Genomic DNA, 13,772 nt, shown 5'->3' with positions numbered 1-13,772 from the left:
AAGCTAGCCGAGCCGCGTCATGACGGCGCTCGCTATCTTGTCGGACTCGAATTCCGAATAACCGGCGCTGAGCGACAGCGCGCGGACGGCCGCGAACATCTGCAGCTCCGGCTGATGGCGCAACGCGGAACCGGCGAGCCCGTCTTGCGGCACGGCGTCGATCTGCGAGATCTCGTGCCGCGCGATCAGGTCGATGAATTCGTCAACGATCATTTCGTGCTCCGAATCTAAGGGCGAGCGTCGCTGCCGCGACGGCCTGCATCAGTGGGTGTCGGCGAACAGCGGCTGCGTGCCGCGATTGCCGTCGATGATGTCCTCCGCATAGCGAAGGGACGCCCGACGCGCTTCGCCAGCCGATTCGAACGGCGCATGCTCGATCAGCCGGAACGTTTCGCTGCGCGTCAGCGTGTCGGCCGTGCCGCGCAGGCAGATCTTCACTGCCGCGTCGAAGCCGGCGTCGTAATTGTGCGGATTGCCGTTCTGCGACGGAATGTGCGGGTAAATCAGCGGGTAGATTTCGAACCCGCGATAGAGATGCATGCTCATGACGAACTCCTCGGTTCGGCCGCGACAAATCGCGTGGACGAACGCATCCGACCGGTATCACCGCGGTGCGGCGCGACGGGTGGGGTGAAAAGGGCAGCAATGCGTGCGGATGAAGGCGCGACGCAAGAGGGCAGACGGCGGGGCGAGCGGTCAGAGAAATGACGCATGCTCGGACAAATTCATCATACGCGCTTCATGTTGGATGTCCATCGAATTCTCGGCGGGGACAGTAGGGCGCGATGACGCGATGCGATGCGCGTCGTGGACGCTGCGCGTGGCGAGCGGCAAGTGGAGAGCGGCGTGCGGCGAATGGCCAATCGCGTATCGCGTATCGCGTATCGCGGAGGATTACTTGGCATTCCGATGTGATTTTGCGAGATTAAAACGATGTCGCTCGCCAATCAATTCGCCTCGTATTTCGTCACGGCCCCGCCGCGAGCGCGAGCCTGCACTGCATCGCGCAATGGCGCACGACGCAGCGATGCGCCCCTCGCTGCCGTCCAGCGTCCGCGATCAGCCGATCGCGTGGACGCCGACCAGCACCAGCGCCCCGACGACGATCAGCAGCAGCGCATGAATGCGCGTCGTCATCACGCACACGGTCGATGCGACGGCGATCGCCCGCGCGGGCCACCCGCCATCGAGTGCCTGCAGCAGTACCCAGACAGACGCGAGGATCATGCCGGCCGCGACCGGACGCAGGCCGGCCTCGAGCGCGATCTGCCAGCGCGCGCCCTGGTGCCGACGCCACAGATGCGCGACGCCGTAGATCAGGAACGCCGTGGGCCCGAACAGCGCGAGCGTCGCGATCACTGCGCCCCAGAAGCCGGCCACCTGCCAGCCGATCAGTGTCGCGAGCAGCGAGCCGGGGCCCGGCGCCATCCGTGCGATCGCGAAGTCGTTCACGAACTGCGTGGCCGTCATCCAGTGATGCACGTCGACGACCTGCCGCTGGATGTCCGCGATGATCGCCTGACCGCCGCCGATCGTCGCGATCGACAGCGGTGCGAACACGCCGAACAGCGCGACGTAGCGCGACGAACCGCTCATCGGTCGTCGCTGCCGCCGGTAGAGTTACCCGCGCGGCGGTATTCGAGCGCGACGCTCAGCGTGCCGCCGATCAGCACCGTCCATACGAGCGGCCAGTGCAGCACCGCCACCGACATGAACGTGAGCGCCGTCACCGCGAACGGCAGCGCGCGGCGCGACAATCGCCGCACCGCGGTGATCGCCATCGAGATCGACAAACCGATCGCAGCGGCAGCCGCACCCGCGAGCGCGACATGCGTGAGCGTGAAGCGCGTGAGCGTCGAGAACGCGACGCCGAACAGCACGATCAGCACGGCGGGCGGCGCGATGATGCCGGCGAAACCGGCCACTGCGCCGCGCCATCCGGCAAGCCGGTAGCCGATCCAGATCGCGAGGTTCTTCACGTTGACGCCGGGCAGCGCCTGCGACAGCGCGAGGCCGTTGAGGAACGCTTCTTCGTCGAGCCAGCGCCGCTCGTGCACGAAGTCGCGCAGCATCCGGCCGCTCAGCCCGCCACCGAAACTGGTCAGGCCGATCTGCGCGAACGCGATGAACAACGCGAGCACGCCGGGCGGCGGTGCATTGCCATCGGGCGGCACGGGTGCGACAGGGGAGGCGGAAGACATCGGGCGAACTCGACGCGGCGGGTGGGCAGTCGGCCATGGTAGCAAGCGCCGCCTGTCGGCACGCTGACATCCAGCCGGCAGCGTGGTCCGCGCAACGATCGTGGCGCCAAAGCCAAAGCCAAAGCCAAAGCCAAAGCCGCCGCGGGGCTACGCGCGCACGACCGTCACGCCCGCAGCCTCGATCGGTCCGGTCAGCGCCGCATCGGTCTCCTGTTCGACCACGATGGCCTGCGCGAGGGTGAGTTCGCCGATCACGAACTGCGACGCAGCCTGCAGTTTGGAGTGCGACGCGAGCACGACCGTCTCGGCCGCGCGCTCGGCCAGCGCGCGCTTGATCGCCGCTTCCTCGAAGTCGCCGGTGCTGAGCCCGGCGACCGGATGAACGCCGGTCACGCCCATGAAATACAGGTCCGCATGAATGCGCGCGATGCCTTCCATCGCCGCGGCGCCCACCGCGACGATCGAATGCTTGTAGAGCCGCCCGCCGATCAGGATCACGTCGATCGACGGGTGCGCAGCCAGCGCGACCGCGACGCTCGGGCTGTGCGTAACGATCGTCGCGCGCAGGTCAGGCGGCAACTGGCTGACGAGCAGCGCCGACGTCGTACCGCCGTCGACGATCGCAACCTGCCCGGGCGAGATCATCTGCGCGGCACGGCGCGCGATACGGCGCTTCTCCGCGATATCGAGCGTCTCGCGCTGCGCGAACGGCGCGATGGCCGGGGACGCCGGCAGCGCGCCGCCGTGCACGCGCTGCAGCAGCCCTTCGGCCGCCAGCTCGCGCAGGTCGCGGCGGATCGTGTCTTCGGATACGCCGAATTGCGCGCTCAGCTGCGCCGCCAGCACCTGGCCGTCGCGGCCGAGCGCGTCGAGGATCGCTTTCTTGCGTTGGGTCGTCAGCATCGTGGTTGCACGAAATTTCTTGAAATTGCACGAATATGCACGCTACCATGAGCGCCGTCGCTTGTCGAATGGGAGGCCGCCATGGCCGCAACGCAAGACCGCGTGCGCATCGTCGATACGACGGTGCTGTCCGATGACTGGTATGTGCTGAAGAAGGTGACGTTCGATTTCCTGCGCCGCGACGGTACGTGGCAGCGCCTGAGCCGCGAAACCTACGACCGCGGCAACGGCGCGACGATCCTGCTGCGCAACGCGGCGACGGGCGACGTGCTGCTCACGCGCCAGTTCCGGATGCCGGCGTTCGTCAACGGGCACGACGGGATGCTGCTCGAAGCCGCCGCCGGCCTGCTCGACGACGCGACGCCCGAAGCGCGTATCCGCGCGGAGGCCGAGGAGGAGACCGGCTATCGCGTGCGCGGCGTGCGCAAGGTGTTCGAGGCGTTCATGAGCCCGGGTTCGGTGACGGAGAAGCTGCATTTCTTCGTCGGCGAATACGATGCGTCGCTGCGCACGGGCGACGGCGGCGGCATCGCGGATGAGGGCGAGGATCTCGAGGTCGTCGAGATGCCGCTGCACGCGGCGCTCGATGCGGTCGAGCGCGGCGAGATCGTCGATGCGAAGACGATCATGCTGCTGCAGTACGTCGCGCTGCGGGAGCACGCGGGCGCGACCGCCTCGTCCGCCTCGACCGCCTCGACCTCATAAGGCAGCGGCGCGCCGCTCGAACCGGCGTATCATCGCGCGACGCCACCCGCGCACCGTTCGACGTCACCGCTCCTCCGTCATGCCGCTTTCCGATTCGCCCGACTCTATCGATTCCAGCGCCGCCGGCGCGTCACTGCCGGCCGATCTGATCGCGTCCGCCGTCGACGCGCTCGCGCGTGCCGATGCGTTGCTCGTGACGGCCGGTGCCGGTATCGGCGTCGATTCGGGGCTGCCCGATTTCCGCGGCACGGACGGCTTCTGGCGCGCGTATCCGGCGCTGCGTCGCGAGCGTTTCGAATTCCACGAGATTGCATCGCCGCAGGCGTTCCGCGCGCAGCCGCAACTGGCGTGGGGCTTCTACGGGCATCGGCTCGAACTCTACCGGCAGACGGTGCCGCACGCGGGCTTCGCGATCCTGCGGCGCTGGATGGATGCGATGCCGAACGGCGGCTTCGTGCTGACGAGCAATGTCGACGGCCAGTTCCAGAAGGCCGGCTTCGATCCCGCGCGAATCGTAGAGATTCACGGTTCGATCCACGCGATGCAGTGTCTGCGGCCGTGCTCCGACGACACGTGGGACGCCGCGTCGTTCACGCCCGACGTCGACGCGGCCGCGTGCCGGCTGATCGGCGAGTCGCCGCGCTGCCCGCGCTGCGGCGGCCTCGCGCGGCCGAACATCCTGATGTTCGGCGACCGCGGCTGGCTCGGCGAACGCTACGACGCGCAGCAGCGCGCACTGGACGCGTGGATGGCCCGGGCGGGCCGGGTGACCGTCGTCGAGATCGGCGCGGGCACCGCGATTCCGACCGTGCGGCTGCTGAGCGAACGGTTCGGCGCGGATGTGATCCGCATCAACGCGCGGGAAGCGCACGCGCGCCGCGCGGACGTGATCGGACTGAAAGGCGGCGCGCTCGCGACGCTCGCCGCGCTCGACCGCGCCTGGCACGGCGGCTGAGCGCTGCGGCGCGCGTTGCACGACGGCGGTCGCGCGCTTACGGCTGCCCGACGAGCGCCTGAATCAGCGACGGCGCGACCGGCGAACCGAGCCCCGTCACGTAGTCGTAGCCGCCGGCCGCGTTGCAGATGCTGCCGCAGCTGCCGTTCGAGCCGGTCGTGACGTCGTGATAGTCGCTGCCGTACGCGCTTTTCCCGACCGCATAGAGTGTGTTGTCGGCGCCGCTCAACGGGTTCTTGCCAGCCGCCGCGCGCAGCGAATTCGCGATCGCGACGAGCGCCGACCATTGCGGCGCGCCCGCGCTCGTGCCGCCGACCTGGAACCAGCCGGCCTGCCCCTGATACGTGACCGAGTCGTACACCGCGAAGCCGCTGGACGGATTCGCGTCGTAGCTGACGTCGGGCACGCCGCGCTTGCCGGCCACCGGAATCGGCCAGCCGGTCTGGCCGGCCGGCTCGGCCTCGACGCTGCTCACGCCGCCGCCGCTGCCGCTCCACGCCGCTTCGCCGACGTAGCTGCCGGACGCGTCGGTCGACAGCGTCGTGCCGCCCACCGCGACGACGTACGGCGATGCCGCCGGATACTCGGTACCGGTGCCGCTGTCGCCGGACGACGCGACGAACGTGACGCCCGACACGTTGAAGTGGCCGTCGAAGCCGGTCTCGCTGCTGAATTCGTTGCCGCCGAAACTCATCGACACGACCGACGCGCCGCGCTTCACCGCGACGTCGACCGCCGTCATCAGGTCGTTGAAGCTGGCCGACGCGGCCTCGACGAGAATGATCTTCGCCTTCGGCGCGATCGCATGCACCCATTCGACGTCGAGCGAGATCTCGAGCGACCAGCCCGAATCGGTCTTCGGCCGGGAGCCGCGCGCGTACACCTTGGTGAAGCAGCCGTTCGCCGTGGTGCAGGCCGGCAGCGCGAACGTATTGCTGAACACGCCCAGATCGGCTTCGATCTTCGGATCGTCGTATGCGTCGACGATCGCGACGACCATCCCGTCGCCCTGGTTCGCGAGCGTGTCGAACCCGTACGCATGCCGGGTGAGCGCGGGCGTGAGGCCGGCCACGGTGGCCGTGCTGGCGCGCGGCTTCGTATGGAACGGCGGACGCGCATAGCCTTTCGGTGCGCGGTGGCCTTCGACGTAGGACGCGGTGCCGTTGTCGTCGGCGAGCGCGACGGTCGATGCGAGCAGCGACGCGCACAACGCCGGAATCAACATGGATGACAGGCGGATATTGTTCATGTTTTGAATCTCCATGTCGATGGAGCAGGGTGGCGAAATAATTTTACGAAATCGGCTGCACCGATTGCATCAAATATCGGCCGGATTCGGGAATGTCTGATAAGGGAAAGTACGCGGGGAGCCCGGAAAAACGCGGGTCTCGAGGATTAATGGGCGGCGGCGTAAAACCGCCTTTTCGGTGTTGAAAAGCGAATCGATAATCGATTCGCTTTGGGATGAATTTGTAATGTCCTGCGTAATCCGGCGGAAAATGTCGAAACCGGCAGCCGCGCAGGAATAATCGAATGCGCAGCGCCTGTGCGGCCCGGTTCGCGACCCGGCCGCCGGCCTGCCGCCATTGCCGCCGCGGCGCGATTGCGCATACAGTTCGGCGTAGGCCGCACCCGCCACGCGGCGTCGTCAGCGAGGAGTTCCCTTGTTCTATTCGATCGTCGCGATCTTCGTCGGCGCCGGGCTCGGCGCGTTGCTGCGCTGGTTCCTGAGCCTCGCGCTCAACGCGTTCTTTCCGGCGGTGCCGCTCGGTACGCTCGCCGCGAACCTGATCGGCGGCTACGTGATCGGCATCGCCGCCGTCGTGTTCACCACGCGAGTCGGGCTGCCGCCCGAGTGGCGGCTGTTCGTGATCACGGGCTTCCTCGGCGGCCTCACGACGTTCTCGACCTATTCGGTCGAGGTGATGACGCACGCGGTGCAGGGCGAATTGGGATGGGCGTTCGCGGTGGCTGCCCTACACTTGACTGGATCGTTCACGCTGACGGCGCTCGGCATGTGGACCGCGCGCGCGTGGTTCGCGGCGGCCTGAGCGCGCCGGCATCGGGAGGGCGCGATGGACAGGGTCTTCTTGCGCTTCTACGTGCACGAGCAGCACCGGCTGCACTGGAAACCGCTGTGGGAGTGGTTGCTCGAAGAAGGGAACCGGATGGGCGTCGCGGGCGGATCCGCATTCCGCGCGATGGCCGGCTTCGGCCGGCATCGCGTGCTGCACGAGGATCGCTTTTTCGAACTGCAGGGTTCGCTCGCGGTCGAAGTGGAATTCATCGTCACCGAGGACGAGGCGCAGCAGTTGCTCGAGCGGCTGTCGCGCGAGAAGGTGCGCGTGTGCTACGCGATGATACCGGCCCGTTTCGGCGTGATCGACACGCTCGGCGCGCCGCCGGCGCAGGGGCCGGCAGCGTAGCGCGACGGCGCGTCAGATGCCGAACATCGTCAGCGACACGGCCGCGCGCGTGACGACCATCAGCAGCACCTGCACGATCACGAACAGCAGGATCGGCGACAGGTCGATGCCGCCGAGGTTCGGGATCACGCGGCGCAGCGGGTTCAGGAACGGCGCGGTGAGCTGGTAGAGGATCGGCATCGCCGGCGAGCGCGGATTGAGCCACGACAGCAGCGCCATCAGGATCGTCATCCAGATCACCAGATTGAGCGCCCACTTCACGACCGTGAGCAGCGCGACCACGACGAGCGTCGCGATCACGGCGGCCGGGTCGAAGCCGGCCATCACGACCATCAGCACCACATAGACGAGCGCGGTGAGGAGCGCGGCGACGACGCTCGCCCAGTCGATGCCGCGCACGCCCGCGATCACGCGGCGCAGCGGCAGCACGAGCCAGTTGGTCGCCTGCAGCACGGCCTGCGTGACGGGGTTGTACGGCGGCACGCGGACGGCCTGCATCCAGACGCGCAGGATCAGCGCGGCGCCGAACAGGGTGAAGACGGTATTGAGCAGAAAACGGGCGATCTCGCCGAACATCGTTGGCATCCTTTTTATACAGTCGAGTAGCGTGCGGCCGCCAACGCCGGATGGCGGCGCATCGGCCGACACCTTATCACGCCTCGTCTCGCGGCGGGGAGGGGGACCCGGCGGTGCGCGCAAGCGACGTTTCGACGGCCTGCGCGAGCGCCGGCAGCGCGGCCGGCGGTGCGCTGCGCTTCGCCGCGAGCGCGACCGCACGGCGCGTCATCAGCGCATACAGCGTCGCGTGATCGCCGCCGCGCGCTTCGAGCAGCGCGAGCTGGCGCTCGACGATGCCGGTGTCGCCACGCGACACCGGGCCCGCGAGCGCGTTCGCGAGGCCCTTGTCGCGCGCGGTTTCGATGGTGCCGGCGAGCATCGGCAGTAGCGCGCGCAGCGCCGCCTCCTCGTCGAAGCCGAGGCCGCGCCACAGGTTGACCGCTTCCGACAGACCGCACAGCGCGAAGCTCGCCGCGTAGTGCGCGGCCGCGTGATAGAGCATCCGGCCGCCGGCCGGAATCGACAGCGGATGGCAGCCGAGTGCGGCAGTCAGCCGCAGCAGCGTCGCATGCAGCGCGCCGTCGGCCTCGAGCGTGACCGAGCAGCCGTCGATGCGCGCGAGATCGGCGTCCGTGCCGCCGAACAGGTAGAGCGGATGGAAGCCGCCGGTGGCCGCGCCCTGCCGTTTCGCCGGGTCCAGCAGGTCGACCGCCGACGCGCCGCTGCAGTGGACGAGCGCCTGGTCCGCCGCGCGCGCCGCATCGAACCGCAGCGCGGCGGCCGTCGCCGCCAGATGGTCGTCCGGCACCGTCAGGAAGATCAGGTCGGCGGCATCGACGACTTCCTGCGGCGTGCCGGCTGCGCGGCAGCCGTCGATGCGCGCGGCGAGTGCCGTAGCCGATGCAGCGGTGCGGCTCGCGATCGCGACGACCGGAAAGCCGGCCGTGGCGAAACGCTGCGCGACGCAGCGCGCGAGGCGGCCGGCGCCGATGAAGCCGAGGCGGGGAGTGTCGGGGAGGGCCATGATCGGGGAACGCGCGAAAACGGAGCAGACGGCAGTATCGCAGGAATGGCGGCGCGGCCGTGAACCGGGCGTGTCCGTCCTGACGGAGAGGATGGCGATGACGCGGGATGATCGGAGGCCGCGGCCTAGAACGGTCCGGGCTTCGCGCGCGGCGGCAAAGCATGTCATGTCGCCACATCCTTGCGATGCTTCGATCCGTCCCCGAATCAAGCGGAATCTCCGCCACGCTTGAATTGTCGGCGTCTTGTCTCAAATTTGTAATCGTTCATTACGCAAGCGTCCCCACAGCGCGGGCCGGAGCCGGTAAGACTGACCGGCGCACGTGGGGCAATCTCCGAACTCGGACGGAGCCGCGCGGCCGGCAAGGGATGGCGACGATCCGCAAAGCCATGTCGCACCGTGGCTTCAGCCGTATGGAATTGCAATTTGCAACAAATGCACGATACGCGCCGGGCGGGTTTTCGCTACATTGCTTTCATGCGACGTGCATGCCCGCCGTTGCCGACAGGAGCGCACAAATTACCGCTCCAGCAGGAGAATCGAAGTGAAAAAGCTCATTCCGTTCATCGCCGCCGCCGCGCTGGGCCTGGGTGCCGCGAGCGCCGCGCAGGCCCACGTGTCGATCGGGGTCGGCATCGGTGTGCCGCTCGCACCGGCGTACCCCGTGTATGCGGCGCCGCCGCCCGTCTATTACGCACCGCCGCCTCCGCCCGTGTATTACGCGCCGGCGCCGGCCTACTATGCGCCGCCGCCCGTGGTCGTCGGCGGCTACTACGGGCGTCCGTACTGGCGTCACGGGTACGGCGGCTGGGGCCACCACGGTTACTGGCGTCGTTGACGCGGCCCGCGCGGCGTGACCGCGCGCGGCAAAACGGCGCAACGTCCTTCACTGGACGTTGCGCCGTTTTTCATTTGGGCGGCGGCCGCACGCGCGGCCGGCCCGGCGATTACGCCGCGTGGGCGATCAGGTCGCGATAGCCGCCGACGATCACGCTGTACGAGAAATACGCGAACAGCAGCGCGGAAGCCACATGGCACGCGCGCATCAGCCCCGCGCCCGCGCGCTTGCGGCCCTGGCTCGCGAGCGTGCACATGAAGAGCGTCCATGCGAGGCCGCCGAGGAAGAAGCCGGACAGGAACACCGACGCCGTCGCCGGCGTGGTCGCGCCGGCTTTGGCGATCAGCGCGCCGCCGACCGCCGCGAACCACAGGATCGCGCTCGGCGACGACATCGCGAGCAGCATCCCGCGCATGAAGCTGCGCCGCGCGCTGGCACGCGGCTGCGGCGTGTCGTCCGCGTCGCCGCGGCCGACGTCGCTGGCCGGCGCGAGCGCTTCGCGTGCCATCTTCCACGTGAGGAACAGCAGCACCGCACCGCCGCCGATCCACACGATCCAGCGCACGGCGTCGAACTGCAGCAGCACCGCCATGCCCGCGAGCGCCAGCGCCGCGTACACGAGATCGCCGACGCACGAGCCGACGCCGAGCCAGAAGCCCGGCCGGAAGCCGTGCGACAGCGTCAGCGACAGCATCGCGACGTTGACGAGGCCGATGTCGAGACACAGCGACAGCGACAGGAAGAATCCATCGGACAGCATCGAGGCGGGCGGAAAGCTCATCGTCGTTCGTGTTGCGGGTGCATTCGATGCACGCGCCGGCGCATGCCGGCCGTGCGGGTCTAGAGTCCGATCTCCTGCCAGAGCCGGTCGACGCGCGCCTTCACGGCCGCATCCATCTCGATCGGACGGCCCCATTCGCGGCTGGTCTCGCCGGGCCACTTGTTGGTCGCGTCGAGCCCCATCTTCGAACCGAGGCCCGCGACCGGCGATGCGAAATCGAGATAGTCGATCGGCGTGCTGTCGACCATCACGGTGTCGCGTACGGGATCGACGCGCGTCGTGATCGCCCAGATCACCTCGTTCCAGTCGCGGATGTTCACGTCCTCGTCGACAACCACGATGAACTTCGTATACATGAACTGCCGCAGGAAGCTCCACACGCCGAACATCACGCGCTTCGCATGGCCCGCGTAGCTCTTCTTCATCTGGACGATGGCCATCCGGTAGCTGCAGCCTTCCGGCGGCAGGTAGAAGTCGGTGATCTCGGTGAACTGCTTCTGCAGCAGCGGCACGAACACCTCGTTCAGCGCGACGCCGAGCACGGCCGGCTCGTCGGGCGGCTTGCCCGTGTAGGTCGAGTGATAGATCGCGTCGCGGCGCATCGTGATGCGCTCGACGGTGAACACCGGAAACCACTCCTGCTCGTTGTAGTAGCCGGTGTGGTCGCCGTACGGGCCTTCGAGCGCGTGCTCGTATGCGGCCGCCGCATTGCCGGCCGGGCGCGGCGGCGCGCCTGCCGGGGCAGGGGCGGGCGTGCCTTCCTGCGGATAAATGAAGCCTTCGAGCACGATCTCCGCGCGTGCGGGCACCTGCAGCGTGTCGACGCCGGGCGTCAGGCACTTCGCGAGCTCGGTGCGGCTGCCGCGCAAGAGGCCCGCGAACTGGTACTCGGACAGCGAGTCGGGCACCGGCGTCACCGCGCCGAGCGTCGTGGCCGGATCCGCGCCGAGCACGACGGCGACCGGGTACGGCTTGCCGGGGTTCTTCAGCGCGAATTCGCGGAAGTCGAGCGCACCGCCGCGATGCGCGAGCCAGCGCATGATCAGCTTGTTGCGGCCGATCAGCTGCTGGCGGTAGATGCCGAGGTTCTGGCGCGGCTTGTTCGGCCCGCGCGTGACCGTCAGGCCCCACGTGACGAGCGGCCCCGCGTCGCCCGGCCAGCAGGTCTGGATCGGCAGCTTGTCCAGGTCGACGTCGGCGCCCTCCCAGACGATCTCCTGGCACGGCGGCGACGACACCGATTTCGGCGCCATGTCCCATACGGCCTTCGCGAGCGACAGCAGCTTGCCGGCGTCCTTCAGGCTCTTCGGCGGATCCGGCTCCTTCAGCGCGGACAGCAGCCGGCCGAGATCGCGCAGCGAGCCGAGCGCGGCGTCGTCGCCCGCATCGACGCCCATCCCGAGCGCGACGCGGCGCGGCGTGCCGAACAGGTTGCCGAGCACGGGGAACGCATTGCCGGGCGGCGCATTGAACAGCAGCGCGGGGCCGCCGGCGCGCAGCACGCGGTCGCACAGCTCGGTCATTTCGAGCACGGGCGACACGGGTTGCGTGACGCGCCGCAGTTCGCCGAGCGCCTCCAGGCGCTGGATGAAATCGCGTAAGTCTTTGTATTTCATGAAGAAGGTCCGGGCTACCCGCGGAACGGGCAGCGATGGTCGGGCGCAGCGGCCGCTGCGACCCCCAATCGACCGACGATTTTACCCGGGGCGCCGCGCGCTCGCCTGGCCGAGAAAAAAGTCGATCGCGCGCGAAGCCCCTACGGCACGGGGCTTGCGATCTGAAGGGCGGTTTTAAATTACTTTTTGTTATAATTTCGAGGTTTTGTAGTGTTGACGATCTATAAAACCCTGCTAGAATCCGCTCACATTGGCTGCAGGGTAAACGGCTTCGAGCCGCCAATCACCGATCTTTGACGCAGCGCGTCACCGTCCGCCGAAACCTGCACGGCGTATTCGACGGCCTTTGTCGTAGTCCCAACCAGCGCCACCAGACGCTGGTTTTTTGCGTGGGTGCCACCGCGTATGCCCGCCTCGCCCATGGTGCGAAGGCGCCGGCCCTCTTACACCGTGGCCCTGAACGGTACTTATACCGTTTCCCCGATGCTTGCGCGCCCCAACCAAGGCGTGCGGCGTCGTGATTCCGCGGCGCGTTTTCTGTCTCGCCACCGAGCTGAGCGAGCCGCACGAGTCATGTTCATGGGAGATGATCTGAATGAACGCTTGGTTATCGTGGCGTCCCAGTGAGCAGCATGCGCAGTTCGTGCGCGACATGCTGCGTCGCGGGACGCGTGTCAGTCACCATCTATTCAGCGTTGTCGGCTGTTGCGCTGTCGCGGTTGCGCTTGCCCTGTGGCTGCTGCCGACCGTGCGCGGAGATCTCGCCGCGAAGCTGATGCCGGTCGTATCCGCGGCCGTGCAGGCCGGTCCGGCCCGTCTGCTGACCGGTCATCCGCTGCCGAATTTCGCACCTGCCGGCGTGCAGCCGCAGCAGGAAGACGCGCCGGAAACCGATGCGCTCGCCGTGGGCCTCGACGTCGCCCCGGAAGCCGCCGCGCAGAACGACGCGTCCGATCCGGCCCGCAACGGTCCGTCGCCGGTCGCGCTCGCGAAACTGATTCCGACCCAGCGGGTTCCGGCTGATGCGCGCGACGATCGTGCGCTCGCGTCGAACCGCGAACAGGCGCTCGTCGCCACCTACCTGTCGCGCCGCTACCGTGTCGCCCAGGAGCCGCTCGGCCAGCTCGTCAAGGCGGCGTTCCAGACCGGCCGCGACGTCGGTCTCGATCCGCTGCTGCTGCTGTCCGTGATGGCGATCGAATCGGGCTTCAACCCGTACGCGGAAAGCGGCGTCGGCGCGCAGGGCCTGATGCAGGTGATGTCGAAGGTCCATTCCGACAAGTTCGAATATTTCGGCGGTACCGACACCGCGCTGCAGCCGCTCGCGAACCTGCAGGTCGGCGCGCTGGTGCTGAAGGACTGCATCGCTCGCGGCGGCTCGCTCGCGAACGGCCTGCGCCTGTACAACGGCTCGACGAACCCGGACGACAACGCATACGGGTCGAAGGTGATGGCCGAGCGTGGCCGTCTGCGCGATGTCGCGCATGGCCGCAGCGTGCCGATCAACGCGCCGCAGGCGCCGGCCCAGCCGTCGAAGCCGATCGTGACCGCTTCGGTGACGGCCGCGGCAGGCGGCGCGAAGCGCGTGCACGCGACGCTCGACGGCGCTCAGCCGATCACCGCGAAGGCCGCTGCCGCGCCGAAGAGCGCGCCGCAGCAGGACGACGCAAGCGTCGATACCGCGAAGCAGGCGCACGGCGGCGATCATTCGGAGCTGGGCGCGTAACACCGCGTCAGCCATAGCCGCGCCGAAACGAAAAAAGCA

17 protein-coding genes are annotated in these 13,772 nt (G+C 68.2%); 6 read left to right on the top strand and 11 right to left on the bottom strand.

All coding sequences use genetic code 11. The annotated features are described in order from the left end of the window. Positions 1-3: 3 nt before the first annotated feature. The 5 genes from Q3A80_RS28470 to Q3A80_RS28450 all read right to left on the bottom strand — a co-directional run bounded on the left by Q3A80_RS28470 (position 4) and on the right by Q3A80_RS28450 (position 3,104). On the bottom strand, positions 4-213 hold the full coding sequence (locus Q3A80_RS28470) for a hypothetical protein (RefSeq protein ID WP_446332141.1): 210 nt from the start codon (positions 211-213) through the stop codon (positions 4-6). A 48-nt stretch (positions 214-261) separates the two neighbouring features. Then, positions 262-546, bottom strand: a complete 285-nt coding sequence (locus Q3A80_RS28465; RefSeq protein WP_446332140.1) for a hypothetical protein — start codon at positions 544-546, stop codon at positions 262-264. A 513-nt stretch (positions 547-1,059) separates the two neighbouring features. Then, positions 1,060-1,596, bottom strand: coding sequence for a chromate transporter (locus Q3A80_RS28460; protein ID WP_446332139.1), 537 nt, complete (start codon positions 1,594-1,596; stop codon positions 1,060-1,062). Continuing rightward, positions 1,593-2,201, bottom strand: coding sequence for a chromate transporter (locus Q3A80_RS28455; RefSeq protein ID WP_446332138.1), 609 nt, complete (start codon positions 2,199-2,201; stop codon positions 1,593-1,595). Before Q3A80_RS28455 ends, Q3A80_RS28460 begins: the two co-directional genes overlap by 4 nt. 147 nt (positions 2,202-2,348) lie before the next feature. Continuing rightward, positions 2,349-3,104, bottom strand: a complete 756-nt coding sequence (locus Q3A80_RS28450) for a DeoR/GlpR family DNA-binding transcription regulator (protein ID WP_446332137.1) — start codon at positions 3,102-3,104, stop codon at positions 2,349-2,351. Between the two features lie 81 nt (positions 3,105-3,185). On the opposite strand from Q3A80_RS28450, the gene Q3A80_RS28445 reads away from it, so the two are divergent. Then, the gene (locus tag Q3A80_RS28445; RefSeq protein WP_446332136.1) at positions 3,186-3,809 is read left to right on the top strand and encodes an NUDIX domain-containing protein; all 624 of its coding nucleotides are present in this window, start codon (positions 3,186-3,188) and stop codon (positions 3,807-3,809) included. A gap of 79 nt (positions 3,810-3,888) precedes the next feature. Beyond that, positions 3,889-4,764 carry an SIR2 family NAD-dependent protein deacylase gene (locus Q3A80_RS28440; protein ID WP_446332135.1) on the top strand — a complete coding sequence of 292 codons (876 nt, stop codon included), beginning with the start codon at positions 3,889-3,891 and terminating at the stop codon, positions 4,762-4,764. A 37-nt stretch (positions 4,765-4,801) separates the two neighbouring features. Here the strand turns inward: Q3A80_RS28440 and Q3A80_RS28435 are convergent, their stop codons facing one another. Both Q3A80_RS28435 and Q3A80_RS28430 read right to left on the bottom strand, forming a co-directional pair. Then, entirely contained in the window at positions 4,802-6,013 is a 1,212-nt protein-coding gene (locus Q3A80_RS28435) for a S53 family peptidase (protein WP_446332134.1), read from the bottom strand. Positions 6,014-6,082: 69 nt separating this feature from the next. Then, positions 6,083-6,403: a hypothetical protein gene (locus Q3A80_RS28430; protein WP_446332133.1), complete on the bottom strand. Its 321-nt coding sequence runs from the start codon at positions 6,401-6,403 to the stop codon at positions 6,083-6,085. A gap of 25 nt (positions 6,404-6,428) precedes the next feature. On the opposite strand from Q3A80_RS28430, the gene crcB reads away from it, so the two are divergent. Both crcB and Q3A80_RS28420 read left to right on the top strand, forming a co-directional pair. Next, complete coding sequence (gene crcB / locus Q3A80_RS28425) at positions 6,429-6,815, top strand: fluoride efflux transporter CrcB (protein ID WP_446332132.1); 387 nt, start codon at positions 6,429-6,431, stop codon at positions 6,813-6,815. A gap of 24 nt (positions 6,816-6,839) precedes the next feature. After that, positions 6,840-7,190, top strand: a complete 351-nt coding sequence (locus Q3A80_RS28420) for a DUF190 domain-containing protein (RefSeq protein WP_446332131.1) — start codon at positions 6,840-6,842, stop codon at positions 7,188-7,190. A 12-nt stretch (positions 7,191-7,202) separates the two neighbouring features. Here the strand turns inward: Q3A80_RS28420 and Q3A80_RS28415 are convergent, their stop codons facing one another. Together Q3A80_RS28415 and Q3A80_RS28410 are read right to left on the bottom strand one after the other, a co-directional pair. Further along, entirely contained in the window at positions 7,203-7,766 is a 564-nt protein-coding gene (locus tag Q3A80_RS28415; protein WP_069621147.1) for a YggT family protein, read from the bottom strand. A 76-nt stretch (positions 7,767-7,842) separates the two neighbouring features. After that, a complete protein-coding gene (locus Q3A80_RS28410; protein ID WP_446332130.1) occupies positions 7,843-8,772 on the bottom strand; it encodes a Rossmann-like and DUF2520 domain-containing protein in 930 nt (309 codons plus the stop codon). Between the two features lie 544 nt (positions 8,773-9,316). On the opposite strand from Q3A80_RS28410, the gene Q3A80_RS28405 reads away from it, so the two are divergent. Next, positions 9,317-9,610, top strand: coding sequence for a hypothetical protein (locus Q3A80_RS28405; RefSeq protein ID WP_446332129.1), 294 nt, complete (start codon positions 9,317-9,319; stop codon positions 9,608-9,610). Between the two features lie 109 nt (positions 9,611-9,719). Here Q3A80_RS28405 and Q3A80_RS28400 read toward each other — a convergent pair whose 3' ends face one another. Beyond that, positions 9,720-10,391, bottom strand: a complete 672-nt coding sequence (locus Q3A80_RS28400; protein WP_446332128.1) for a LysE family translocator — start codon at positions 10,389-10,391, stop codon at positions 9,720-9,722. Positions 10,392-10,450: 59 nt separating this feature from the next. After that, positions 10,451-12,007, bottom strand: coding sequence for a UbiD family decarboxylase (locus Q3A80_RS28395; protein WP_446332127.1), 1,557 nt, complete (start codon positions 12,005-12,007; stop codon positions 10,451-10,453). 595 nt (positions 12,008-12,602) lie between these two features. Here Q3A80_RS28395 and Q3A80_RS28390 point away from each other — a divergent pair. Further along, the gene (locus Q3A80_RS28390) at positions 12,603-13,733 is read left to right on the top strand and encodes a transglycosylase SLT domain-containing protein (protein ID WP_446332126.1); all 1,131 of its coding nucleotides are present in this window, start codon (positions 12,603-12,605) and stop codon (positions 13,731-13,733) included. The last annotated feature ends 39 nt before the right edge of the window (positions 13,734-13,772 follow it).

The sequence above is a fragment of the Burkholderia sp. SR8 genome (assembly GCF_052851275.1).
The sequence above is the reverse complement of the archived record's forward strand: the minus strand, read 5'-3'. Positions and strand labels throughout refer to the sequence as shown.

What these genes read in the sequence shown, in the direction of transcription:
- Q3A80_RS28470 (WP_446332141.1), bottom strand. Translation starts at nt 213, where the DNA reads ATGATCGTTGACGAATTCATCGACCTGATCGCGCGGCACGAGATCTCG.
- Q3A80_RS28465 (WP_446332140.1), bottom strand. Translation starts at nt 546, where the DNA reads ATGAGCATGCATCTCTATCGCGGGTTCGAAATCTACCCGCTGATTTAC.
- Q3A80_RS28460 (WP_446332139.1), bottom strand. Translation starts at nt 1,596, where the DNA reads ATGAGCGGTTCGTCGCGCTACGTCGCGCTGTTCGGCGTGTTCGCACCG.
- Q3A80_RS28455 (WP_446332138.1), bottom strand. Translation starts at nt 2,201, where the DNA reads ATGTCTTCCGCCTCCCCTGTCGCACCCGTGCCGCCCGATGGCAATGCA.
- Q3A80_RS28450 (WP_446332137.1), bottom strand. Translation starts at nt 3,104, where the DNA reads ATGCTGACGACCCAACGCAAGAAAGCGATCCTCGACGCGCTCGGCCGC.
- Q3A80_RS28445 (WP_446332136.1), top strand. Translation starts at nt 3,186, where the DNA reads ATGGCCGCAACGCAAGACCGCGTGCGCATCGTCGATACGACGGTGCTG.
- Q3A80_RS28440 (WP_446332135.1), top strand. Translation starts at nt 3,889, where the DNA reads ATGCCGCTTTCCGATTCGCCCGACTCTATCGATTCCAGCGCCGCCGGC.
- Q3A80_RS28435 (WP_446332134.1), bottom strand. Translation starts at nt 6,013, where the DNA reads ATGAACAATATCCGCCTGTCATCCATGTTGATTCCGGCGTTGTGCGCG.
- Q3A80_RS28420 (WP_446332131.1), top strand. Translation starts at nt 6,840, where the DNA reads ATGGACAGGGTCTTCTTGCGCTTCTACGTGCACGAGCAGCACCGGCTG.
- Q3A80_RS28415 (WP_069621147.1), bottom strand. Translation starts at nt 7,766, where the DNA reads ATGTTCGGCGAGATCGCCCGTTTTCTGCTCAATACCGTCTTCACCCTG.
- Q3A80_RS28410 (WP_446332130.1), bottom strand. Translation starts at nt 8,772, where the DNA reads ATGGCCCTCCCCGACACTCCCCGCCTCGGCTTCATCGGCGCCGGCCGC.
- Q3A80_RS28400 (WP_446332128.1), bottom strand. Translation starts at nt 10,391, where the DNA reads ATGAGCTTTCCGCCCGCCTCGATGCTGTCCGATGGATTCTTCCTGTCG.
- Q3A80_RS28395 (WP_446332127.1), bottom strand. Translation starts at nt 12,007, where the DNA reads ATGAAATACAAAGACTTACGCGATTTCATCCAGCGCCTGGAGGCGCTC.
- Q3A80_RS28390 (WP_446332126.1), top strand. Translation starts at nt 12,603, where the DNA reads ATGAACGCTTGGTTATCGTGGCGTCCCAGTGAGCAGCATGCGCAGTTC.